Genomic DNA, 25,198 nt, shown 5'->3' on the forward strand with positions numbered 1-25,198 from the left:
TAAAGCGAATTGAGCCGAGTAATTGTTGCTCTTCATTCATGCATTGCTGATAAAGGTTTTGGTAATAAGCCTGCAGATTCGATTGACCTTGAATCTGTTGTGGTGTTTTTGATTTGGATTGTTGATAAGCCCAAAAAGCCAGTTGTCGGAGTTTCTGCAACCTGATCTGGTCAATCGCACTACAGGAACTTTTAAATAAAGGTTCCAGGATGACCACCCCAAAGGAAGAAATCGCTAAAATGATCATACTAATGATGACCAGTACATCCGAATGAATCAGATAAAGGTTGAGCAATAAGCTCAGAAAAATTGGAATTTGCAGATAGAGACAATTTTGCAAACGCTGACTATAGGCTTTGGAGCTGAATTGCGCCTGATATTGTGCATGCCAGATATAAGGATAAAGCAGTGCCATCAGCACAATTAAGGTGACATTAAGGGCAATCGTGGCATTCTTGAAAAAATAATATTCCAGAAATACGGAGCTGAGACTACAGGCTACACAGACCAGAAGGGACAGTAAATTAATCGCGATAACAAACTGGATATTTTGCAAGGCATTAAATTTAAAGCGGCTATAACGCAGCTTAAGGAAAAAAGCGTCTGGATGACGTAATTGTAATGTAGCGAGATCAAAGTGTTTTAATTCTGACATGGGGATTTCGCGCTAAAAGAATAAAATTCAGGCACAAAAAAACCAGCCTAATGCTGGATTTTTTATTGCACCATTTTAATAAATATTAAAATGGTGCCCGAGGCCAGACTCGAACTGGCACGCTTTGTGGGCGGGGGATTTTAAATCCCCTGTGTCTACCGATTTCACCACTCGGGCATGTGCGCAATAATAGAGGACGAAATAAAGCTTGGCAAGCAAATTCCGAAATGATTGCTTTCTTTTCAAGCAATTCCGTGGCTTCTATTCTAAAAATCAGCAAATCAACGTTTTTTAAAATTCAATATTTGCAGATCTTTAAGATGGCCAATGAAAAAGGATAGAGAGAACTATGAATTTTCATCCAGATAGCTGTCGACATCTAGATGCTTGATCGTTTTACAATATTGATGCTCATATTTCAGCAGCCGCGTATATAACCCGGCATAGTGATTTAATTGCTGTTTTAGTTCGGCATACCGAGGATCATGGCTTGAATAAAAACGTAATTTTAGTCGGATCAGGCAGGTTTGTTTATAAGCCCAAAAACAGATTTTACGTAATTGTTGTAGCTGATAGTGCTCAGTATTTTTACTATTTTCCTTGAATAAATTTTCTCGATAAAAGCGCACAAAACCAAAGCTCACGCCAAAGAAGAATAAGCTCCACATCAGCAAACTGCTTTGTATAAAGACCAGATTTAAGGCTTGCATCAAAATCACAATAGCCATCTTGATCGGGGTATGCCGTAATAATTGATACAGCGAATAAGAAGAATGCTGAATCTGGTACAGAATCAAGGTGAGACTCAACATCAGGAACAGTAGAATGGCCAACATGGCATAACTCTGCGCCTGAAATTCGCTGATTTGCACAAAAGATTGCTGTACGAAATCTCCTAACATCAAACTGATGGGAACAAAAATCATGGCGGCCAAGGCCCAAGGAATTAAAAGCTTGGCTTTACCCCAGATTCCACGGATTTTAATCTGACTGTAAAACAGGTAATTTCCTTTAAATGCAGTCGGATATTGGCGCTTAAGTTGCTGTAGCAACAAAGTCACTTGCGTAGTGGGCATCATCCAGAGATTAATTTAATATATAGATGAAGCACTATAGTCGATTTTGCGCAAAATCGCAGAAGAAATGCAGTTTCAGAACGTAGCACTGTTTTAATCATGAAGATTTTAGTTTTTTAGCGACGAATTATGCGAAAATAGCCGATTCAAGATTTATTTTTTTAAGGACAGTTTATGACTGATCAATCTCCTCAGGCGTTAAGCGACATCGAAATTTTAGACATCCTGCAAAGTATGAAAAAGGATGAGCTAAATACTGAGGCGCAAGCAGCAATTCGTCAGGGTGGTAAAGCTGGTCGTCAGGAAGCGCATAAAGCAGCCTTAGTAGCATTGAATCAGTCATTTGAAGACAAGTTTGTCGAAGCCGTATCTTTGGCTTTGGGTCTGAATGCAGCACAAATCAAAAAAATCCGTTATAAAAAAGACCGAATCCGTATTTTAAAAGCGCGCGGTATTGATTATATGGCAATTGATGGTGCTGAAACTGCACAGGTACTGTCACAAATTGCCCAAGCAATTGTGCGTGAAGATGCAATTGTCACCCATGACCTGCATAATATTTTCCCATTCTGGAAAGAAGGCTGGCCTATGGTGCAATTCGATAATGCCTACAAAATTTTAGAAGATGATATCCAGATTCACTATCAAGCCGTTCTTGAGGCTTTATTAGCAAAAATCTAAGCTGTAACTAGATATAAACAAAAGCATCTTCGGGTGCTTTTTTAATCACGATACATCAGTGCAATCAGCCAACTGATGGGCAAAATAAATAAACGCCACCAGGTAATCAAGGGCCAATAAAAATACTCTCCAAATCTCAAGGTGGAGTCGAATCCTTGACGGCGACGTTCATGTGGGTAGGGAATAATGAAAACTGTTAAAACCATCAGAATGATGGCTGCGAGTAAAAGCAGGGGATTCTGTTGTTTGGCAAAGAAGAAGTAAAACAAATACAGGGCTGAATAAAAAAACAGACATGCCAATAATGCAGAAATATTCATCACTCACCTTATGGATTTTTTTATTAGAATAATTTTTTAAATAGAGGGCTAAAAAGAAGAACCAGATTAATCTGATTCTTCTTGAATAACTGAATTGGTTTCGATTAGGCGGGTCACCAGCAACTGGTCAATTTTAAAATGATCGACATCCACCACTTCAAACTTATAAGCACCAAATATCACGGCATCTGCAGGACGTGGAATCTTGCGTAATTTATACATCATGAAGCCAGCGATGGTTTCATAGTTCTCATCATCAGGCATTTCATCAATTTCAAGCGCATGCTTGATGTCTTCAATCGGCGTGCTGCCTTCAATCAGCCAGGAATTATTGTCACGTTTAATAATTTGCTGATCGGCTTCAATAGGCGTCACCCAGTCACCCATCACGGTAATCATAATATCAGAAAGGGTAATCACGCCAACGACCAGCGCATATTCATTAATGACGACGGCAAACTTTTCCTTGGTGGAACGGAAACGGTCCAGAACTTCCGATAAGGTCAAAGTGTCAGGAATAGTCAGGACATTACGGATGGTATTTTCATTGAGTTGCAGCAGCGACTGGTTGTTCAGAATACGCACCAGAATGTCTTTGGCGTCGACATAGCCAATCACACTGTCAATGTCATTGCTACATACCAGAAACTTGGAATAGGGGTATTCCGCCAGCTTTTGCCGAATACTTTCTTCCGGTTCATTTAAGGTGAAGAACACCACATTTTCACGTGTGGTCATACTCGAAGGCACGTTACGTTCTTCCAGCTCGAATACGTTTTCAATGAAATGGTGTTCCTGTTTCTGGAGCACGCCTGCCTGTGCACCGGCATCCATCACTGCAGAAATATCATCAAAAGTAATATTGTCATCACGAATAGTATTTACTTTAAACAGACGGAACAGCATGTTGGCAATCGCATTGATAAACCAAGCCAAAGGTTTGCAGACTTTAATGAAAATCTGAATTGGCTCGATGACTGAGACTGCGATCTTTTCTGGCGCAATCATGGCCAGACGTTTCGGCATCAAGTCTGCAAATAAAATAAATAATGAAGTGACGACCGTAAAGGAAAGCGCAAAGCTGATATTGTCAGCCCAAGGTCCTTGGTAAAAGCGGGAAACAAAATTATAAATATAAGGACGGAAGGCACCTTCACCTAAAATACCACCAAGAATGGCAACTGCATTTAAACCAATTTGGGAGGCTGCAAAGAAGTCTGCAGAATTTTCTTGTAGATCTAAAACTTTTTGAGCGCGATGATCACCCGACTCAGCCAGAATTTTGAGTTTGACTTTACGGGCACCAGCGAGGGCGATTTCAGTTAAAGATAAAAAACCGGCCCCCGTGATGAGTATTAAGATAATCACAATATTTTGTAAGAGGCTCACAAATCCACCTGTGGATGAATAGTATCTTGGGATATTTTTAACACAAAAAAAGACTTGAGGTGTAACAATGACATCTCAAGTCTTCGAAGTATAATCTTAAAAAATAAGAATTTAGAAGATTTTGAGTTTAATAATGTGAAAATTGAGAATTATTGCTCAGGAATTCACGGTTTTCTTCTTCAATCATCTGGCGGGCGACATATAAAATCAGCTGACGTAACCAGCGATGCGCCGGATGATGATGCAATAAAGGACACCATGCCATTTTTAATTCAAATTCCGGAATATAAAACGGCGGATCTTTTAGAATTAAATTGTGATTCTTGGCTTGCAGACGTGCGATACGTGAAGGCAGTGTCGCGACTAAGTCAACATTGGAAGCCAATAACCCCGGCATCTGGTAATGACGGGTAAAAACCGAAATTTTACGTTTCTGGCCAATACGTTCTAAAGCCTGATCGATCCAGCCTAAACCGGCCTGTTTTTCAGGATTTACCCCGAAGCCAACACCCATACCGGTTTTGGAAACCCAGATATGCTGTGCATCCAGGTAACTTTTAAGGTTTAAGTTGCTTGCGGCAGGATGCTTGTTATTTAAAAGGCAAGAAAAGCTGTCACGCCAGACCAAAACCTGATGAAAACTTTGCGGGATTTCATTAAAACGGTTGATTGCCAGATCGACCTTGCCTTGTTCCATGTCACGATATGACACGTCACTTGGCGTCAGGAAGTCTAATACCACGTTCGGTGCTTCTGAACGTAGGGCTTTAACCAGACGTGGAACCAGCGTGGCTTCTGCATAATCCGAGGTCATGATCCGGAACACACGATTTGAGGTATAAGGACGGAACTCGGTACGTGGTTCCAGAATCATCGACAAGTCAGCCAGTGCATCCCGAATACGTGGTTGTAATTCTAAGGCACGTTCGGTTGGGGTCATGCCTTCAGAAGAACGGATCAGGAGGGGATCATTAAATAAATTGCGTAATCGGCGTAAAATGTTACTCATGGCAGGTTGGGTAACACCCAATTGTTCTGCTGCACGTGTGACATTTTTTTCGCGAAGAAGTACATCAAGATAAATTAATAGATTGAGATCGACCCGCTCCAGATTCATAAAAGAAATACCGAGAATAAATACAAGAAATTATGATGATTATGCCATAATTGCCGGGCCTTGTGTAAAGCGCCGATGAAAAAAAGCCATGTGCTCACTGATAAAGTTTACAGAATTAACACAGGCTTAGACTCTATTATTTACAGTGTACATAAGAAAAAAGATGCACGTTAAATGGACCATCATTTAGCCTTTTTTATAGATTGGGATGAAAGCCCTCTTTTCGCTTTAAAAGAAAATCATAAAAGCTATTCTTGCATTCAAGATTTGAGTGAAAAGTAAACTAAATTAAGAATTCCTTGAGTTGAATAAATCATCAAAGATCAGCATTTTTTAAAAATAAAAGGACATAAAACCCATATCCAGACTTAAGTCTAATGAATTATTTTTAAGCAACATGCGGAAATTTTATCCATTTTTATTTTTAAATAAATTTATATGAAACAGTATCTTAATATAATTTATCGAGATTGTACTAAGACTTTGATCTACTCATTTTTTAAATAAATACTGAAGATTCTTGCAGACTATTGGATTAATTTTCATAAGCCCACTAATCTTTAGCTATCCCAACGGATCGTCGAAAATCTGAACAAGTCATTGAGGGTGTGATTTGAGCGGTTCGTTGCAGAAAAATCCTAATATTATTACAGGAATATATCATGACTACATACCAAACAGCGATTGATGCAATCCGCGAATTAAAAGCGAAATTCGGTAACACTTGGGCAGACATCAGTCCTGAAGATGCTGCGCGTATGCAACTTCAAAACCGTTTCAAAACTGGTTTAGACATTGCGAAATATACAGCGGCAATTATGCGTCGTGATATGGCTGCTTATGATGCAGACTCTAGCAAATACACTCAATCACTAGGTTGCTGGCACGGTTTCATCGCGCAACAAAAAATGATTGCGAACAAAAAATACTTCGGTACAACTGAACGTCGCTACATCTACCTTTCTGGTTGGATGGTTGCAGCGCTTCGTTCAGAATTCGGTCCACTTCCTGACCAATCTATGCACGAAAAAACGTCTGTTCCTGCATTGATCGAAGAAATCTACACATTCTTACGTCAAGCTGACGCGAAAGAATTAAACGACTTGTTCCGTGCACTTAAAAAAGCACAAGAAGCGGGCGACACTGCTAAAGCAGCTGAAATCACTTCACAAATCGACAACTTCCAAACTCACGTTGTACCAATTATTGCGGACATCGACGCTGGTTTCGGTAACGAAGAAGCGACTTACTTACTTGCTAAGAAAATGATCGAAGCGGGTGCTTGTGCACTACAAATCGAAAACCAGGTTTCTGATGCGAAACAATGTGGTCACCAAGCTGGTAAAGTAACAGTTCCACACGAAGACTTCATCGCGAAAATCCACGCTCTTCGCTATGCATTCCTAGAAATGGGTCTTGATGACGGTATCATCGTTGCACGTACTGACTCTGAAGGCGCTGACTTGACTCAAAAAATCCCAGTGGTTAAAGAGCCAGGCGACATCGCTTCTCAATACATCAGCTACTTAGACACAACTGAAATCGACATTTCAGAAGCGCAAGAAGACGAAATTCTGATCAAGCGTGATGGTAAACTTCACCGTCCTAAACGTCTTGCTTCTGGTCTATACCAGTTCCGTGAAGGCACGCAAATCGACCGCGTTGTACTTGACTGTGTAACTAGCCTACAAAACGGTGCTGACTTGCTTTGGATCGAAACTGCGACGCCTAACGTTGCTGAAATCGCTCACATGGTTAACCGTGTACGTGAAACAGTTCCAAATGCGAAACTTGTTTATAACAACTCGCCTTCGTTCAACTGGACTTTAAACTTCCGTCAACAAGCATATGACCGTTGGGTTGCTGAAGGTAAAGACGTTTCTGCTTACGACCGTGCTAAGTTAATGAGCGCTGAGTACGATGCAACTGAACTGGCTGCTGAAGCTGACGAAAAAGTTCGTACCTTCCAAGCTGATGCTGCTCGTGAAGCGGGTGTGTTCCATCACTTGATCACACTTCCGACTTACCACACAGCTGCACTTTCTACTCATGAGCTTGCTCAAGGTTACTTCGGTACTGAAGGTATGTTAGCTTATGTTGCTGGCGTACAACGTAAAGAAATCCGCGGCGGTATCGCATGTGTTAAACACCAAGCAATGGCTGGTTCTGACATCGGTGATGACCACAAAGAAATCTTCGCTGGTGACAATGCATTGAAAGCTGGTGATGATTCTAAAAACACAATGAACCAGTTCAGCGCTTAATCCGCTCAATTGATTCACTAAAAAACCCTGCATCTGCAGGGTTTTTTGTTTGGAAAAATGCTATTAATAAATAGGGAAGAGCAATCTCAAGAACGTGCTCAAGAGGGATTATCCATAATTTCTCCATGATTGGTTTTTATCGCAGCTTTTATGTGTTTAATTCTTGCATTCTAGTGCTATGTCACTGAATATTTGGATATAGCATGCTTATGTTCTGCATCAATTTACCCCTATTTAATTAAAAGTGACCCGGACTTATGCTGTCTAAATTTTTTATCCACCGCCCGATCTTTGCTGGGGTACTGGCGATTGTTGTCATGGCAATCGGCCTGTTCGCAGTGATGAACCTGCCAGTGGAACGTTATCCGGACATTGCCCCGCCAAGGATAACGGTGGCAGCAACTTATAGCGGCGCTTCTGCGGAAACTGTGGAAGAAAGCGTGACTCAAGTGCTGGAACAGCAAATCAAAGGCATTGATCATCTGCTGTATTTCAGTTCGAGTAGTGATTCTTCAGGACGCAGCCGGGTCAGCATTAGCTTTGAGAATGGTACCGATCCGGATACTGCACAGGTGCAGGTACAAAATGCGATTAATGGGGTACTAAACCGATTACCGGAAGATGTACAACGCCAAGGTGTCAATGTCTTTAAATCGCTCGGTGATACCCATATGGTAATTAGCCTGTATGATGAGTCGGGGCGCAGCAACAATATTGAACTTTCCGACTATCTGATGACCCATCTGGAACAGGACATTTCCCGGATTGAAGGCATTGGTGAGGTGGATGTTTTTGGTTCACAATATGCGATGCGGATCTGGCTGAATCCGGCAAAATTAAAACAATATAACCTGATGCCAAGTGATGTGCGTGCTGCGATTGAAGCCCAGAATACTCAGGTCGCTGCTGGTGCGATTGGTGATCTTCCCGCCATAGACGAGCAATACCTGAATGCCAAAGTTACTTCGGGTTCACGGCTAAAAACTGTAGAAGAATTCCAGAATATTATTGTCAAATCGGATCGTGCCGGCAGCTTTATTTATTTGAAAGATATTGCGCGAGTAGAACTGGGTGCTGAAAATTATCAGTCTTATAGTACCAATAATGGTTATCCATCAGCAGGTCTGGGTATTTCACTGGCCTCAGGGGCCAATGCCATTGCCACCTCTAATCTGATTAAGGCTGAAATTGCCCGTATTTCCCAGCAATTGCCTGAAGGCTATAAAATTGCTTATCCACGTGACAATACGCCTTTTGTTCAAGAATCAATTAAAGAGGTAGTCAAAACCCTGATCGAAGCCGTGATTTTGGTCATCATTGTGATGTTCATTTTCTTGCAGAACTGGTGTGCAACTTTGATTCCTACCGTGACTGTTCCAGTGGTGATTTTAGGTACGATGGCGGTGCTGTATGCACTGGGTATGAGTATCAACACCTTAACCTTATTTGCGCTGGTTCTGGCGATTGGTCTGTTGGTGGATGATGCTATTGTGGTGGTAGAAAACGTCGAACGGCTGATGCATGAAAAGCAACTGTCTGCCAAGGACGCGGCCTTGGAGTCCATGCAGGAAATTAGTGGGGCACTGATCGGAATCACACTGGTCTTAACCGCAGTCTTTATTCCGATGGCTTTTTTTGGTGGATCGACTGGCGTAATCTACCGGCAGTTCTCCATCACCTTGGTCGCGGCTATGTCGCTGTCCTTAATGGTGGCCTTGATTCTAACCCCAGCATTGTGCGCGCTTATTCTAAAACCGAATCCTAAACCGGCAAAATGGGCGTCCTGGTTTAACCAGAAACTGGAGCATTTAAAACATCGTTATCTGAATTTGTCTAAACTCACGATTCAGCGTCAGGCGATCTGTTTGCTGCTGTTTGCCGGATTGATCGGTGTGTTTGCGCTGTTCTATCGTGCTTTGCCAACCAGTTTTTTACCAAGTGAGGATCAGGGGATCTTAAGCTTGCAAATTAAATTGCAGGAAGGCGCCCCGATGAAAAATACCATTCAGATCGGAGAGGAAGTCCGTAAGTATTTTCTGGATCAGGAACAAGCCAATGTCAATCTGGTGATGATCCGTTATGGGCGAAATTTCTCTGGAACTGGTCAGAATCTGGCGACCGGTTTTGTGGCATTAAAACATTGGGATGAGCGTTCCGGTCAGAACAATACTGCACAAGCGATTCGTGAACGTGCCTTGAAGCATTTCCAGAGTAATCGCAATGCACAAATTAATGTGTCCATGCCAGCTTCAGTCAATGGTCTGGGACAAACCGATGGTCTGGATTTCTGGATTCGAGATATCAATGGCAATGGCCGGCAATATCTGGAACAGCAATTTAAAGCGCTGGAAGCTCGGGCGGGCAACTATACAAGCTTTGAAAATCTGGGTAAACGTTCTAATCCTGACAAAGCAGAGCTACGTGTCAATATTGATCAGAAGCAGGCCATGGCCAACGGTCTGACCCAATCGGCAATCAACAGTACTTTATCCAGTGCCTGGGGAGGCAGTTATATCAATGACTTTATTGATCGCGGCCGGATTAAACGGGTGATTATGCAGGGTGATGCTGAATTCCGTTCTAAGCCGGAAGATCTGGCACAGTGGCATGTGCGCAATGACCAGAATCAGATGGTGCCTTTCAGCAACTTCTCGCAAGTAGGCTGGAGTGGTGGCCCTGAAGTGGTCAACCGCTTTATGGGTTATACCGCATTGCAAATGGAAGCGGATCGGGCTAAAGATAGCAGTTCCGGTCAGGCCATGCAGGATGTGGAAGCTTTGGTTGCCGAGCAGGAAGGGGTGGATGTGGTCTGGAGCGGTCTTTCTTTCGAGGAAAAACAGTCCAATAATCAGGCGATCTGGCTGTATCTGATTTCAATTGGTTTTATTTTTCTTTGTCTGGCGGCTTTATATGAAAGCTGGAGCATTCCAACCGCCGTGATGTCAGCTATTCCACTCGGGATTGGCGGCAATATTATTTTCAGTTATCTGGCTGGTTTCCCGAATGATATCTATTTCCAGATTGCCTTGCTGACTACCATTGGTCTGTCCTGTAAGAATGCCATTCTGATTGTGGAATTTGCTTCATTAGCGCAGCAACAAGGTAAATCGGTAGTAGAAGCCGCACTAGAAGGTGCGTCTTTACGCCTACGTCCAATTTTGATGACTTCTTTGGCCTTTGGCGCAGGGATTTTACCGCTGGTCTTTGCTACAGGCGCTGGTGCGGTGAGTCGTCAGGAAATTGGGGTGAGTGTATTTGGTGGTGTCATTTTTGGAACATTGCTGGTGCTGATTTTTATTCCATTTATGTATGTTTTAATTCGTCGACTCATCATCAAAAAATCGCGTGCTTAAAATAAAGGAAAACTCTAGAGCTGAAAAATCCCCGTTTATACGGGGATTTTTTTATCGCCAAAACTCGTCCAATGACTGGTTGCGTTTTCAGCATGGTGTGAAAATTGCTATAAAAATCATCTATTCATACAAGAATGTGTCGTGAGAATGCATCTGATGGGGATTTTTATTCATGTTGTCACACTTTTTTATTTATCGACCTAAATTTGCAGCCGTGATTGCCATTATCATGATGGTATTAGGAATTTTTGCACTGCAAAAAATTCCCATTGAGCATATGCCGAATATGGACGCACCTGCGTTAGGGGTTTCTGCGGGGTATCGTGGTGCATCTGCGGAAACCGTTGAGCAATCGGTCACGCAAATTTTAGAACAAGCGGTAAAAGGCATTGAAGGTTTGGAAAGCTTTCAGTCCAACAGTAGCGTGGGACGTGCAAATCTGACCCTGTCGTTTGAGCAAGGCGTGGATCTCGATCAGGCACTGTTGCAAGTGCAAAATGCGGTCAATGGTGTGCTAAGTCGATTGCCTGAAGAAACCCAGCAAAATGGAGTGGCTGTTTATAAACAAGGTTATGATCAATTTGCATTACTGAGTTTATATGATGAATCAGGGAAGGCGACACCGACAGAGCTTGCTGACTATTTAATGGTGCATGTCGAACCGCGTTTTTCCCGTATTGACGGAATGGGTGAGGTGGAGCTTTATGGCGCAGGCTATGCGATGCGCATTTGGCTCAATCCACATAAACTACGCCAATTTAATCTGATGCCGAGTGATATTCGCAATGCAGTCGAGGCACAAAATGCACCACTTGTGTCAGGTTCTATTGGTGGATTACCGACAGCACAAGATCAATACATGAATGCCAAGGTCAGTGCAGGATCACGTTTAAGTAGCATTGATGAATTTGAAAAAATTATTGTGAAAACAACAGATTCAGGTTCAGTACTGTACTTGAAAGATGTCGCACGTGTTGAGTTAGGGGCAGAAAGTTATAACCATTTAAATTATACCAACGGTCATTTATCCGCTGCATTATCGATTCAATTGGCGCCACGGAGTAATGCGATTGTGGTTTCAGAGCAGATGCAAACGGTATTGAAAAATGCCCAAGCCAATTTGCCTGCACATTATCAATTACGTATGACCATGGACAAAACCCCATTTATTACCAGTTCAATTGAACAAGTCGCGAAAACTCTGGTTGAAGCGATGGTACTGGTAGTCTTGGTGATGTTTATCTTCCTGCAAAACTGGCGCGCCACTATTATTCCTGCAGTCACGATTCCGATTGTAGTTTTAGCCACATTTGCGGTGCTGTATGTATTAGGAATGAGCTTAAACAGTTTTACCTTGTTTGCCCTGATTTTGGCGATTGGCCTGCTGGTCGATGATGCCATTGTGGTCGTGGAAAACATTGAACGTTTGATGCATGAAGAACATTTGGATGCTCAGGCTGCAGCTTTAAAGTCAATGAAGGAAATTAGCGGTGCATTGATCGGGATTACGTTGGTCTTAACGGCTGTATTTATTCCCATGGCATTTTTTGGCAGTATGACAGGGGTCATCTATTGTCAGTTTTCCATCACGTTGGTCGTGGCAATGCTACTTTCTTTATTGGTAGCACTTATCATCACCCCTACATTTGCAGCGCAACTGCTAAAGCGTCAACCACATCAACCAAAATGGGCAAAGCGTTTTAATCGTGGCATGGATAAGCTCACCATGCATTACCAAAAGCTTTCTGCACGTAGCATGCAGTTTAAAATGACGATGTTGGCTGTATTTAGTATATGTGTTTTAGGCTTTGGCTGGCTTTATAAAACCTTGCCCGAAGGCTTGATGCCAACGGAAGATATGGGCTTTGTCATGGGTCAAATTGTGATGCCGGGTAATGCACCACGTTCTGAGATAGAAAAAGTCGGGCGTGAAGTCCAAGACTATTTAATGCAGCATGAATCTGAGCGCATCCAGAGCATTGGGATTTGGTATAGTGGAAACAATGTTGGAGTTGGGCCTTATCGTGGTCAGCTTTTTGTCGTATTAAAGGACTGGGCAGCGCGTAAAAATCCTGAAGATACCGTCTTTGCCATTGTAGATCGTGCACAAAAGCACTTTGCCAATCATGCCAATGCCCAGATTTTCTTTATGGCGCCTTCTATGTCAAGTAATGGACGTGTGGTCGACTTCTGGTTACAAGATCTAGATTCAAGGGGTAGCGAGTTTTTACAGCAATCCTTCTCTGAGATTGAAACCCGTGCCAAAGCAAAATCATCGATTGAATATTTACAACTTGATGTACCCAAAGAAAGTGCAGAGCTGAATATTAAACTGGATATAGAACGTTTACTCAAATATGCCGTACCTCAGCAAAGTTTTAACAGTACGTTGGCTGCGGCTTGGAGTGGTACTTATATCAACGACTTTATTGATCGTGGGCAAATCAAACGGGTCATCATGCAAGGCGAAGCGGAGTTCCGTTCTAAACCTGAAGATTTGGCACATTGGCATGTCCGTAATAGCAAAGGCGAAATGTTATCGTTTAATCAATTCACTACGCTGAATTGGCAAGGTGGACCGAATAGTATCAACCGTTATATGGGCTATAACGCCGTGCCTGTATATGCAGGTATTCCCAAAGATCAATTTTCGAGTCAAACCATGCAAGATGTCGAAGCTTTAGTCGATGAACAAGACGGAGTAAATTTGGCCTGGAGTGGAGCCGCCTTAGAAGAAAAACGTAGCAGTGGGCAAGCTATTTTCTTGTATCTAATTTCGATTGCCTTTATTTTCTTATGTTTAACGGCACTCTATGAAAGCTGGACGATTCCTGCTGTGGTGTTGACCGCGATTCCTCTGGGCGTGGGAGGAAGTATTCTGTTCTGTGTCTGGTTTGGTTTTGCGAACGATATTTACTTTCATATCGCCTTGCTGACGACTATCGGTCTGTCCTGTAAAAATGCAATTTTGATTGTAGAGTTTGCTGCACAAGCAGAGCGGACAGGTCATACTCCGGTTCAGGCCGCGATAATGGCTGCGGGCTTACGCTTGCGTCCTATTGTCATGACTTCCATTGCATTTGCAGCGGGCGTACTGCCTTTGATGTTTGCCACCGGTGTCAGTGCAATCAGCCGGCAGGAGATTGGCAGTAGTGTTTTTGGTGGGGTGCTATTTGCCACTGTACTGGTACTGCTGTTTATTCCCTTTATGTATGTATTGATCCGTGGTCTGATGGTTAAAAAAACGGTTTCTAAATCAGTGGTGATAGAGCATCCATCTTTAGAAAGTGAACAAGCCTGACTCAGTCAGGCTTTTTTCTGGCTAAATATCGAGGAATTGATTTATACAAAAAATATCGTCATATTGCAGCATGATCATTAAAATTATTCACATGAAAAAATTAGCATACATAGGGATCAGGATAAACATCTCTTGAATGCCAGACTTTTATAATGAGCTGCTTATGCCGACAATTTCAGAAAAAATCCAGAATATCCAACAACAATTACATTCTGAAAATCACGACATCGCTGTAGGCTTACTTAGTCAGCTGAATGTCGCCGATCAGGCGCGCATTTTAAGTCATTTAGATGCTCTGCAACAGGCCCGAATTTTAAGGGAACTGAGTGAACCGAGCTTGGTCTATGCTTTTATGCCCCTAGGGCAGCAGTTAAACGTGGCACAGCACTTATCTATTTCAGAACTTGTTCCCATTCTGGACGCAATGCCCTCTGATGATTTTGTCGATATTTATAAGCAGTTTTCGCCGCCGCTACAGCTGCAATTGATGGGCGCATTATCTGAAGAATCCCAGCAGACACTCAAAGATCTGGCCATCTATCCGGAAGGTACAGCGGGTGCCATGATGAGCTCACGTTTTGTGACGCTATCACCCGATTTAACCATGGATGAAGCGATACAGGCTTTACGTGTAGTGGCCGCGGGGCAGGAAACCCTGTATCTGATATATATTGTCGATGCAGAAAAACGGCTGATCGGTGTGATTTCCCTAAGGCAGATCATTCAGGCCTTAGCTGAGCTGAGCATTGCCGAAGTGATGCAACGTGACGTCATTTCTGCCCAGGTAACAGATGATCAGGAAATTGTGGCTAGAGCCTTGGCCTATTATGATTTTATTGCCTTGCCAGTGGTTGATGCCCAGCAAAAACTCTTAGGAATTGTCACCTATGACGATGCTATGGACATTGTCGAAGCCGAAACCACGGAAGATATTTTAAAGTCGGGTGCAGTGACGCCGTTGACTGAGTTGAGCCTTAAAACTGCCCCGATTTTGACCCTGTATCAGAAGCGGGTCTTTTGGCTGGTCATTCTGATTTTTGGCAGTCTGCTCTCTGGAATCGGCATTGCACACTTTGAAGAGATCATTGCCGCACATATCGTGCTGGTATTTTTCTTGCCGCTTTTGGTGGGCAGTGGTGGGAATGCCGGTTCGCAATCAGCCACCTTGATGGTGCGTGCCTTGGCCACAGGCGATGTCGAGTTCAAGGACTGGTTTAACCTGCTCAGTCGTGAATCTCTGGTGGCGCTATGCTTAGGCGGCACCATGGCGATTGCTGTATCCATTCTCGGTTATATCCGGGGAGATATCATGGTCGCTGTGGTGCTGGCCATCAGCATGCTTGGGATTGTGTTGATGGGCTGCCTGATCGGCATGAGTCTGCCTTTTATTTTAAATAAACTCAAAGTTGATCCTGCCAGTGCTTCGGCGCCGTTGGTGACTTCCATCTGCGATGCTACCGGTGTAATTCTGTATTTATTCGTTGCTTCCAAATTACTGTTTTAATTCACAGATTGATACATCAGCGTAGAAAAAATACTTTATGCTCAAGAAAATCAGCATTATTTCTGGAATAACTTATGCCTGAGTCTGGACAAAAACCAAAATTAAGCCAACAAGAGGTGATACGTCTGGAACGTGATCTGGCCAAGTTTGCCAATATGATGGACTCCGTGGTGCGTATTCCGTTTACCAAGCAAGGGGTGGGGGCAGACGCAGCTTTGAGTACGATTCCGGTTGCTGGAGATATTGCCGGTTTTGTATTGACCTGTTATGCCATTCATAAGGCCAAACAGATCGGGGTTCCGAGTGCCAAACTCAATCCGGTGATGAAAATGGCGGCGATCGATGCGGTAGTAGGATTTATTCCGGTGGCAGGCACGGTCTTTGATATTTTTATTCGGCCCAGTCGCAAAGCGCTCGATGTCGTGCACCTGCATATTCGCGAGGAATATCAGATTAATAGCGATCGACATGTGGTGCATCCATTTTTGCATGAAAGTCTGGAACGCAAACAACAGCAATCTGGATTCTGGCGCAATCCTGTGGTGGCCTGGATCTGGATTCATATTCCGGATATTTTAGGCACTTTATTCCTGATTGTATTTGTCTTCGCGATCGGGTGGGGTGCTATGGCGCTGTATCAATGGTTCAGCCAATGATAGGTCAGCTAAAGAATAATTAAATCCAATAAAAAAGCCTGCAATTGCAGGCTTTTCTTGAATCAAAACTCAAGTTTTACTTAAGCACAATCAAGTTGTTGCAATGCAGCGACACGCTGTTCGATGCTTGGATGCGTCTGGAACAAGGCAGCAAGGCTAAAGCCTTCTTCTTTACCCGCAGAAATCGCAAATGCTTTCATTTCTTTCGGCATGGCATCCGGCATTTCAGATTCTGCCTGTAAGCGCAGTAATGCTGAAATCATGGCTTGTTTACCTGCCAAACGTGCGCCTGCTTCATCAGCACGGTATTCACGGTGACGAGAGAACCACATCACAATCGACGATGCCAAGATACCGAACACGATATCCAGCACAATAGTAATCACGAAATAGGCAATACCCGGGGCTTCACCTTCTTCACGACCAAAGACATTGCGGTCAATAAAATCACCTGCGACACGTGCGAAGAACATCACGAAGGCGTTCACAACACCTTGGATTAGTGCCAGAGTGACCATGTCACCATTGGCGACATGACCAATCTCATGCGCTAATACTGCACGAAGTTCGTCTTTGTTCATACGCTCAAGCAAGCCAGTTGATACCGCAACGAGAGCATCATTTTTGTTCCAGCCGGTGGCAAAGGCATTCGACTGGTAAGAGGGGAAAATACCCACTTCCGGCATTTTAATGCCTGCACGCTGAGAAAGTTGTGCAACTTCTTGGAGCAACCAGGCTTCAGCTTGGTTACGAGGTGCATTCGGGTCAATCAGTTCAGTACCCGTGGTCTTTTTCGCCATCCATTTAGACATGAACAGGGAAATCATTGAGCCGACCATACCGAACACAAAACAGATGACCAACAGGTTGCCTAGATTCAAGCCACCTGCGCCATGGTAACTACCGACACCGAAGAGTGACAAGATAATGCCAGCTACAACCAGTACCGCGAGGTTGGTTAGCAAGAACAAACCAATCCGCATCATTGAGAAATCCTCTTATTACAGAAAAATAATCTGATTATTAAATGTAAATCATTGAAATCAATATGCGGTGAAATCGAGAAGAATTCAAGGAAAAAATAGCATTTGGCTACAAAAAACACAGGATATTTTTTGTGCAAATTGAAACATAGGTCTTTAAAAACAAAGCTGTTTAGGAGTTATTCACTTAAATATATTTTTGCAGATGCTGACGCATTCGCGGTGGCATATGAGCCTGCCGGTGCATCGGTGAAACTGCCATCCGCTTGAGCAATGATCTGACGCTGATACTTGGCAGCCTGAATATTGGAAGCTGTGGTGGTTTCAATCGAATAATTGTCAGAACTGGCAATCACACGGCCAGTACCAGAAGATGCTGTATAGGTAGCACTAGTATTGCCAATTCCCTGAGCATATAAGTTCTGATAACGGCTGCTGACACGACGGACATAGTCCTGAGTTTCACGAAACGGTGGCACACCCTTATATTTGGCAACATTACCTTCACCGGCATTATAGCCTGCCAGTGCCAAGGTGGTGTTGCCATTAAAACGTTTCAATAACCAGGCCAGATATTTGGCACCTGCCATAATATTCTGCTGCGGGTCATAAGCGTTGCTGACATTAAAACGACGGGCAGTCGCCGGCATGAGTTGCATTAAGCCCTGTGCACCGACTGGAGAACGTGCCTGCACATTAAAACCGGATTCGGTATGCATCACGGCTTTAATCAAGCCTTCAGATACACCATAGGTTTGTGCTGCCTGACGGATGATCGAGTCATAGGCATTTTTATTTTTACTATAACTTGGCAATACCGAAGCTTCACTTGAACCCCAGTTGCTATAACTGTGAATATTGCTGTCTGGATAATAGGTTTTCTTTTCTACCTGTAGATGGTTATAGCGACTTTTCTTATTGGTCAATAAAGTACTGCCATTACTGTCACGTAATTGATAGATCGTTTGACCGGCATAAGCAAAATGACAACAGCTTGCTAATAGCAAACCACTGATCCCATAACGCCCCAAAACATACACATTTATTTTCATTGTTTATATTAAGTAAACACAAGCGAGAAAAATTCAATAAAGAGTTTAACAAAAAATTACGGAATGAAAAGACTTGTGCGCTGCATTTATAAACGAGTTTGTAAATGCAAGTCATTTTTTACATTTTAGCAGTAGAAAAAAAAATATGATTTAATTTAAAACCTTAGGCTTGACAGGTTTAACTAATTGATTTTTATAAATAATTAAATTGATCAAAAAATGATCAATTCAAAGAAAAGCCTTATCTTTTGAGCCGGACAAGTTGTCAAGTCTGTTTCAATCCACAAAGTTATCCACAGCTTTTGTGGACAACTGTGGAAAAGTCCAAAAGATAAGCATCTTGACTAAAAAATGAACGCAATCGTTCAATATATCAATCTAAATAAAACATGAAAATGAAACTAATAAGACATTTTCATGAAAATAAATTCTTTTGATGCGATAGCGGTCTGAATCGGCTAAAATTGCGCGGTATTTTTTTTATGGGTTAATCTCGTCTATGTACTCGCCAGTTGAGTCCGAACAAGGATTTAATTTCAAACCTGAACTGCCAACAAGCTCAGCCTACTACCGTTTGTTGAAGAAGCTTCGCCGCCAGGTCGGACATGCCATTCGTGACTTCAAGATGATTGAAGAAGGCGATAAGGTCATGGTGTGTATTTCTGGTGGTAAAGACAGTTATACCCTGTTGGATATCCTGCTACAGTTCAAGCGCATCGCACCGATCAATTTCGATGTAGTGGCTGTGAATCTGGATCAGAAACAGCCAGGCTTCCCTGAAGATGTTCTACCGCGTTATTTAGAAGAAAATAATATTCCGTATTACATTCTGGAAAAAGACACCTACAGCATTACCAAAAAACTGACGCCAGAAGGCAAAACCTATTGTGCAGTCTGTTCGCGTTTGCGTCGTGGTTCTTTATACGGTTTTGCGCAGGAAATTGGCGCGACCAAAGTTGCTTTAGGCCATCATCGTGATGATATCTTGGCGACTTTCTTCCTGAACCTGTTCCATGGCGGCAGCTTGAAAGCTATGCCACCAAAACTGTTGTCTTCAGACAAAAAGAACATTCTGATTCGCCCACTGGCCTATGTGGAAGAAAAAGACATCATCAAATATGCAGAAATGCGTCAATTTCCAATTATTCCATGTAATTTATGTGGCTCTCAGGACAACCTGCAGCGCGCAATTATCAATGACATGTTACGTGATTGGGATAAAGCACATCCAAAACGTCTGCACAGCATTTTTGGCGCATTGCAAAATGTTTCGCCATCGCAGCTGGTCGATCGTGAATTATTTGATTTTGAAGTGCTGGACAGCCAGCGTGAATTCGACTTCAAAGGCGGTGATTCAACTGAAGAAGCTGTGGAAGGCGAGAACCGTCGGATCAATATGGTCAATCTGGGCTTTGCTGCAGACTAATTTTAGAACGTGTAGACATCAGCCTGCGGGTTGATGTCTGCTTATAAACATAAATAAAAATAGAACTACAAAAATTGAACGGCGCGTACAAAATTCGTTAGCCTTTGCGCTAATGATCATGATATAACAAAGCACAAGCATAATAGCTTCAACATGATGTCGTCTGGATAGTCGACACAAATGAACAAATAATTTGAGGAAAGATCATGCCTGCTTTTTTAACTGATGATTGGTTTTCAACTGTAGAAACTCTAACTGCGCAAGCTGGCGATTTGAATTTGCCACCAGCTTTGGCGAACCTTGCGATTAATTTGGTTGTAGCGGACACTACAGGTAATACTGAACTATCTTTAGATGGTGGGGCAATCAAAAAAGGTTTGTCTTCAAATGCCAAAACTACGCTGAATATGGATGGCGAAACTCTACGTAAAGTTTTTCTAGAGTTTGATATGGCTGCTGCGATGCAGGCCTTCATGACCGGTAAAATCAAAGTACAGGGTGATATGTCACAATTGATGGCACTTCAAACTGCAAAACCAAGTCAGGAACAAAAAGATTTGTTCAAGAAAGTACTTGAAAATACCACGGCTTAATTCTGCTAAGACATTCGCCCGAATAAAGACCAAAAAAGCTTACCCTGAGGTAAGCTTTTTTTTATGGCATTTTGATTAACGCTAAGATTTCAGCTTAGATATTCACCAATTGCGGTGTAGTCTTGATATGCTCCAGATAAGCACGAATACGGGTTACATATTGCACCGCTTGACGGTAACGACCATTATTGGCCTTATTCTGATCCAGATAGGCATATAAGTTCACCCAGTTATTCGGGTTCTTGCCTTGCGACTGAATGCGCTTTTGCAACTGATTCACTGCACCTGGACCCATATTATACGCTACCAGTGCAAACCAGTTCCGATCTGGAAAAGGAATATGCTCATAGCGACTAAGCATTTGATCATAATACTTGGCACCACCCTGAATACTTTGAGCAGGATCGGTACGGTTACTCACGCCCATGGCTTTTGCTGTACTGTTGGTCAGCATCATCAAACCACGCACACCCGTCGGAGAAACTGAATTCGGTTTCAGATAAGATTCCTGATAACCAATGGCCGCCAGTAAATGCCAATCCAGATCATACTGCTGCGCTGTCTGTTTAAAACTCGCTTCATAGATCGGCAGGCGATTGTTCAAATCACGTTGAATGGTGGTCCAGGATTCCTCTTTCACCACATTCTGATTATAAAATGAAGCAAGCTGCTTGATGGCACCACTTTGTTTACCTTTGCAGACAAAAGCACTGGCCGTCTGGCTCAAAGGATCTGTAGCAGATTTAAATACTAGGTTTAAATTGGTATTCAAGCCATTACTCGACAGAATCGATTCATCGCCACAAGTGGCTGAGAATGACGTCAAACGCTTGTTTTCAATGGTGCGTATATCGGTAGTTGTCATAGCCAGATTGGCTTTACCCTGAGCAACCCATTGTAGTGCCGTATTATTATCAGGAACGATTTTAAAATCGAGCTTTACATTCAGATTGTTGGCATAGTTACGAACCAGATCATAACCGAAGCCATGTAGATGTTGTCCATCCTGGAATACGGTAGTCGGATTTTCAACCGCAACCACGGTCAACTTATTGCTATTGACCACATGATCAAACTGAAGTGTGGTCTTACTTGCATTGATACTGTGTAGGGGAATAAATGCAGTGCTCAGTACAAGTACTTTCAAAGGGAGAGAAGAAATTACAGATCTTAGGCAAAGCCTCGACCCAGTGGATGAACTACTGTGCATGTTGTCTCCGCTACAAGTAATTTATGCCCTAAAAATCACAGCCAATAAAGCCAGAAATTTTAACAGTTTGATAAATTCAATAAGGGTTGGGCAGTCATGACGTCATTCAAAATGACAAGAGATTTAAAGATAATTATGTAGAAAAACTACATAGATTAAAAAGTAAGCATTTCCTGGAGTTGCTGGCATATTAATGATCTGAAAAACGATTGTCAAATTTTGTACACAAATTATTTTTAAAAATAATTTTAAGATATTGAAATATAGGGTTAATTTTTTTGGAATTTTGCCATTGTGTTAAAATGGTAAATAAAATAAGCTGTTTGTAAGTTAAAACACTGAAAATATGATCAGCAAGACGTATGAAATCCAACTTAATCACCCGTGCTGGACACGATAAATTGGTGGCAGAACTTAAGAATCTCTGGCATGAAGAGCGCCCTGAAATTACCAAAAAAGTAAACTGGGCCGCTAGTCTCGGCGACCGTTCTGAAAATGCAGACTACCAATATAACAAGCAAATTTTGCGTAAAATTGATCGACGGGTCAGGTATCTCGGCAAGCGCCTCGAAGAGCTGAAAATTATAGATTTTTCCCCGGAGCAAGAGGGCAAGGTCTATTTTGGTGCCTGGGTGGACATTGAAAATGAAGAAGGTGAACAAAAAACTTTACGTATTGTCGGTGTAGATGAAATTTATGATCATCATCCGCAGCATATTTCGATCAGTTCACCGATGGCACGCGCGTTATTAGGCAAGCAGGTCGATGATGAGGCCGAGGTATTGACCCCCTCCGGCAAGAAACTTTGGTTCATCAACTCAATTCGTTATGAAAAGCCAGAAAATTCAGCAGATTAATGGAATTGATTTTATTTTGTGCAGTTGATGCAGTGAAAGCATAAAAATATTTGCCAAGCATGATTTTTGTTTATATCATGTCGGCCATGGAAGCGTGGCAGAGCGGTTTAATGCACCGGTCTTGAAAACCGACGAGGGTGTGAGTCCTCCGTGAGTTCGAATCTCACCGCTTCCGCCAAATTTTAAAAACCCAGTCAATTTGACTGGGTTTTTTTATTTCTGAATATTTTTTCAGTTGTTGATCCGCTTGATGCTGAATGTGATTATTTCTCTCATTATTCTCTACTGAGTTGAATACAACTCAAGATCATTTCAAGATTCAAATCTTTGAATGAAAATGCCCAGGTTGGCTTTGATTTCGGATGATTTTTAGCTGAATAAGCCGCTTTTTATAGAAGTTTCGCTAAATTTTATTGCCAAAAATCTAATTTATTTATATGATGGCGGCCAAGGAAGCGTGGCAGAGCGGTTTAATGCACCGGTCTTGAAAACCGACGAGGGTGTGAGTCCTCCGTGAGTTCGAATCTCACCGCTTCCGCCAAATTTTTAAAACCCCAGTCGAAAGATTGGGGTTTTTCTTTTTAGGCTGCAGATCTTGAATATTAAATTCTTCAGTCCTGAACTTAATTCATAAAATCTTGAAAAATGGACGTATCGGCCAAATATAGAGTCAGAGGCGTCAACGCGCTATCATACGCCCAAGCATCATATGGATCTCATTATGAAAATTGTCGCAGATGAAAATCTGGCATTTACCGATTATTTCTTTTCCGAATTTGGTGACATTCAACATTGTGCAGGGCGAACCTTAAGCGCAGATGATGTCAAAGATGCCGATAGCTTGCTGGTACGTTCAGTGACTCAGGTCAATGAAGTACTGCTACAGAATAGTTCGATCAAATTTGTGGGCAGTGCCACCATTGGTACAGATCATTTGGATATTGCTGCATTAGAACAACATGGGATTCAGTGGAGTAATGCAGCCGGCTGTAATGCGCAAGCAGTGGCTGAATATGTCATTACCGCATTATTGCAGGTACGTCCTGAATTACTCGATGCCAATACGACATTTACCCTGGGTATTGTCGGTTTGGGTAATGTCGGAACCCGACTGGCTTATATGGCGAAGCTCTTGGGCTGGCGCGTGATCGGTTGCGATCCTTTTGTGCAAAGAGAGCAGGTTGATCAAGTCGAATTTCATGAACTGCTGCAGCAGGCGGACGCCGTTTCAATTCATGTCCCTTTAACCAAAACAGGCATATATCCAACCTATCATTTATTTAATGCTACTGCGTTGGCAAAAATGCAGCCTGACGCGATCCTGATTAACTCAGCGCGTGGGCCAGTGATTGAAGAAACTGCCTTAATTCAAGATATTAAAGCGACACAACGCCCCGTAATTTTGGATGTTTTTGAACACGAACCGCTGATTTCAGCAGAACTTCTGGATCTGGTGACTTTGGTGACTCCGCATATTGCCGGCTATAGCCTGGAAGGCAAGGCACGTGGTACCCAGATGATTTACGAAGCTTTTTGTCAAACTTTCGGTTTTGCAGCCAATAAACAGTTTGAATCCCAGCTGCCTATCTGTGAGCAGTTTTTTCAGGGGCAGGATTTAAAAATGGCATTGCAACAGCATTTATCCCAAATTTATGACATTGCTCGTGATGATGCCAATCTACGTGCCTGTCTCAAAGAAGGCAGAATCGATCAGCAGGCATTTGATCATTTACGTAAAACCTACCCGCTGCGTCGTGAGTGGGCAGCACATGGTGGGCCGAAGGCATGACGATGACGTATCAACCCACTTGTGACCTTCAAGCCATGCGTGCACGGGCGACCTTATATCGTCAAATCCGTCAATTTTTCGCTGAGCGGGATGTATTAGAGGTGGAAACACCGATTTTGTCTCAAGCCGGTGTGACCGATGTGCATTTAGCCTCGGTACAGGCACAGCGCCATGTGCTGGGTAAACTGAATACGCATTATTTGCAGACCTCACCCGAATTTGCTATGAAGCGCTTATTGGCCAGTGGTAGTGGACCCATTTACCAAATCTGTAAGGTCTTCCGCAATGATGAACATGGGCGTAAGCACAATAGCGAATTCACCATGCTGGAATGGTATCGTCCGGGATTTAGTTTAAAAGATTTGATGTTTGAAGTATCTGATCTGTTGAATGTGACCTTGAAAGCACGTTTTGGCGAAATACGTCCGACCATTTTGAGTTATAAGCACGCGTTCATGGATCGTCTGGATCTCAATCCGCTTCAGGCAACTTTACAGGAATTGAAAGATTGCTGCCGCCGCGTTGGTCTTAATCTGGATCTGGGAAATGACCGTCTTGGCTATATCGACTTGTTATTTTCACATATGGTTGAACCGAGTCTGGGGTTTGATACCGCAGTATTCCTGACCGATTTCCCCCCTGAAATGGCTTCTTTGGCCAAAACCCGAATCGATGAAGAGGGTGAACTGGTCGCCGCACGTTTTGAGCTGTATATCGAAGGTTTAGAATTGGCCAATGCTTATGATGAACTGATTGATGCTGACGTATTACGTTCGCGCTTTGAGGCAGATAATGCTGAACGAGCCAAACTTAGCTTGCATGTCATGCCCATCGATGAATATTTACTGGCGGCTTTACCGAAGATGCCGGAATGTTCAGGGATTGCCTTGGGAATTGACCGTTTATTGATGATTGCAACTAATCAAATGAAACTGGAAAAGGTGATTACTTTTCCGGCAGATATTTCCTGAT

Annotated in this window: 19 protein-coding genes and 3 tRNA genes (1 of these 22 cut by a window edge); 13 read left to right on the forward strand and 9 right to left on the reverse strand. The window is 42.7% G+C overall.

Going from position 1 to position 25,198, the window contains the following annotated elements; genetic code table 11:
* The 3 genes from ACP7AK_RS04630 to ACP7AK_RS04640 all read right to left on the reverse strand — a co-directional run.
* Nucleotides 1-655 carry the 5' portion of a hypothetical protein gene (locus ACP7AK_RS04630; RefSeq protein ID WP_425878817.1) on the reverse strand. Its footprint begins 161 nt before the window's first position, so the window shows 655 of its 816 coding nt (coding positions 1-655); its start codon is at nt 653-655; its stop codon lies beyond the left edge, outside the window.
* A 91-nt stretch (nt 656-746) separates the two neighbouring features.
* Nucleotides 747-832 (reverse strand) — tRNA-Leu (locus ACP7AK_RS04635).
* A gap of 170 nt (nt 833-1,002) precedes the next feature.
* Nucleotides 1,003-1,731, reverse strand: a complete 729-nt coding sequence (locus tag ACP7AK_RS04640) for a hypothetical protein (RefSeq protein ID WP_004645749.1) — start codon at nt 1,729-1,731, stop codon at nt 1,003-1,005.
* Nucleotides 1,732-1,905: 174 nt separating this feature from the next.
* Here ACP7AK_RS04640 and ACP7AK_RS04645 point away from each other — a divergent pair, with 174 nt between their 5' ends.
* The gene (locus tag ACP7AK_RS04645; protein ID WP_004280554.1) at nt 1,906-2,412 is read left to right on the forward strand and encodes a hypothetical protein; all 507 of its coding nucleotides are present in this window, start codon (nt 1,906-1,908) and stop codon (nt 2,410-2,412) included.
* A gap of 41 nt (nt 2,413-2,453) precedes the next feature.
* Here ACP7AK_RS04645 and ACP7AK_RS04650 read toward each other — a convergent pair whose 3' ends face one another.
* From ACP7AK_RS04650 to ACP7AK_RS04660, 3 genes are all read right to left on the reverse strand, one after another.
* Nucleotides 2,454-2,732: a hypothetical protein gene (locus ACP7AK_RS04650; RefSeq protein ID WP_180086290.1), complete on the reverse strand. Its 279-nt coding sequence runs from the start codon at nt 2,730-2,732 to the stop codon at nt 2,454-2,456.
* A 66-nt stretch (nt 2,733-2,798) separates the two neighbouring features.
* Nucleotides 2,799-4,121: a hemolysin family protein gene (locus tag ACP7AK_RS04655; RefSeq protein WP_004280552.1), complete on the reverse strand. Its 1,323-nt coding sequence runs from the start codon at nt 4,119-4,121 to the stop codon at nt 2,799-2,801.
* Nucleotides 4,122-4,248: 127 nt separating this feature from the next.
* Nucleotides 4,249-5,238: a LysR family transcriptional regulator gene (locus ACP7AK_RS04660; RefSeq protein WP_005103940.1), complete on the reverse strand. Its 990-nt coding sequence runs from the start codon at nt 5,236-5,238 to the stop codon at nt 4,249-4,251.
* A 662-nt stretch (nt 5,239-5,900) separates the two neighbouring features.
* On the opposite strand from ACP7AK_RS04660, the gene ACP7AK_RS04665 reads away from it, so the two are divergent.
* The 5 genes from ACP7AK_RS04665 (at nt 5,901) to ACP7AK_RS04685 (ending at nt 16,316) form a co-directional block, all read left to right on the forward strand.
* Nucleotides 5,901-7,502, forward strand: a complete 1,602-nt coding sequence (locus ACP7AK_RS04665) for an isocitrate lyase (RefSeq protein WP_004280550.1) — start codon at nt 5,901-5,903, stop codon at nt 7,500-7,502.
* 257 nt (nt 7,503-7,759) lie between these two features.
* Complete coding sequence (locus ACP7AK_RS04670; protein ID WP_425878821.1) at nt 7,760-10,855, forward strand: multidrug efflux RND transporter permease subunit; 3,096 nt, start codon at nt 7,760-7,762, stop codon at nt 10,853-10,855.
* 172 nt (nt 10,856-11,027) lie between these two features.
* Nucleotides 11,028-14,156, forward strand: a complete 3,129-nt coding sequence (locus tag ACP7AK_RS04675; protein ID WP_425878823.1) for an efflux RND transporter permease subunit — start codon at nt 11,028-11,030, stop codon at nt 14,154-14,156.
* A gap of 163 nt (nt 14,157-14,319) precedes the next feature.
* Complete coding sequence (gene mgtE, locus ACP7AK_RS04680; protein ID WP_425878825.1) at nt 14,320-15,660, forward strand: magnesium transporter; 1,341 nt, start codon at nt 14,320-14,322, stop codon at nt 15,658-15,660.
* A gap of 74 nt (nt 15,661-15,734) precedes the next feature.
* Nucleotides 15,735-16,316 (forward strand): DUF4112 domain-containing protein, encoded by a 582-nt coding sequence (locus ACP7AK_RS04685; protein ID WP_312325610.1) that lies wholly within the window; start codon nt 15,735-15,737, stop codon nt 16,314-16,316.
* 80 nt (nt 16,317-16,396) lie between these two features.
* On the opposite strand, the gene htpX is transcribed toward ACP7AK_RS04685, so the two are convergent.
* Both htpX and ACP7AK_RS04695 read right to left on the reverse strand, forming a co-directional pair.
* Complete coding sequence (gene htpX / locus ACP7AK_RS04690) at nt 16,397-17,302, reverse strand: protease HtpX (RefSeq protein WP_004280540.1); 906 nt, start codon at nt 17,300-17,302, stop codon at nt 16,397-16,399.
* A 176-nt stretch (nt 17,303-17,478) separates the two neighbouring features.
* On the reverse strand, nt 17,479-18,351 hold the full coding sequence (locus ACP7AK_RS04695) for a lytic transglycosylase domain-containing protein (RefSeq protein WP_425878828.1): 873 nt from the start codon (nt 18,349-18,351) through the stop codon (nt 17,479-17,481).
* A gap of 499 nt (nt 18,352-18,850) precedes the next feature.
* On the opposite strand from ACP7AK_RS04695, the gene ttcA reads away from it, so the two are divergent.
* Nucleotides 18,851-19,777, forward strand: coding sequence for a tRNA 2-thiocytidine(32) synthetase TtcA (gene ttcA / locus ACP7AK_RS04700; RefSeq protein WP_004280538.1), 927 nt, complete (start codon nt 18,851-18,853; stop codon nt 19,775-19,777).
* A gap of 206 nt (nt 19,778-19,983) precedes the next feature.
* Complete coding sequence (locus ACP7AK_RS04705; protein WP_004280536.1) at nt 19,984-20,370, forward strand: SCP2 sterol-binding domain-containing protein; 387 nt, start codon at nt 19,984-19,986, stop codon at nt 20,368-20,370.
* Nucleotides 20,371-20,464: 94 nt separating this feature from the next.
* Here ACP7AK_RS04705 and ACP7AK_RS04710 read toward each other — a convergent pair whose 3' ends face one another.
* Complete coding sequence (locus ACP7AK_RS04710) at nt 20,465-21,580, reverse strand: transglycosylase SLT domain-containing protein (RefSeq protein ID WP_005252511.1); 1,116 nt, start codon at nt 21,578-21,580, stop codon at nt 20,465-20,467.
* A 362-nt stretch (nt 21,581-21,942) separates the two neighbouring features.
* Between ACP7AK_RS04710 and greB the strand changes: the two genes are divergently transcribed.
* The 5 genes from greB (at nt 21,943) to epmA (ending at nt 25,197) form a co-directional block, all read left to right on the forward strand.
* Complete coding sequence (gene greB, locus ACP7AK_RS04715; RefSeq protein WP_004645740.1) at nt 21,943-22,437, forward strand: transcription elongation factor GreB; 495 nt, start codon at nt 21,943-21,945, stop codon at nt 22,435-22,437.
* Between the two features lie 88 nt (nt 22,438-22,525).
* Nucleotides 22,526-22,615 (forward strand) — tRNA-Ser (locus ACP7AK_RS04720).
* 273 nt (nt 22,616-22,888) lie between these two features.
* Nucleotides 22,889-22,978 (forward strand) — tRNA-Ser (locus tag ACP7AK_RS04725).
* A 180-nt stretch (nt 22,979-23,158) separates the two neighbouring features.
* Nucleotides 23,159-24,226: a 4-phosphoerythronate dehydrogenase gene (locus tag ACP7AK_RS04730; protein ID WP_425878831.1), complete on the forward strand. Its 1,068-nt coding sequence runs from the start codon at nt 23,159-23,161 to the stop codon at nt 24,224-24,226.
* Complete coding sequence (epmA, locus tag ACP7AK_RS04735; protein ID WP_164542754.1) at nt 24,223-25,197, forward strand: EF-P lysine aminoacylase EpmA; 975 nt, start codon at nt 24,223-24,225, stop codon at nt 25,195-25,197. The genes ACP7AK_RS04730 and epmA overlap by 4 nt, the downstream gene beginning before the upstream one ends.
* The last annotated feature ends 1 nt before the right edge of the window (nt 25,198 follow it).

Source organism: Acinetobacter sp. TWP2-2-3, from assembly GCF_049896445.1.
Lineage (GTDB): Bacteria > Pseudomonadota > Gammaproteobacteria > Pseudomonadales > Moraxellaceae > Acinetobacter.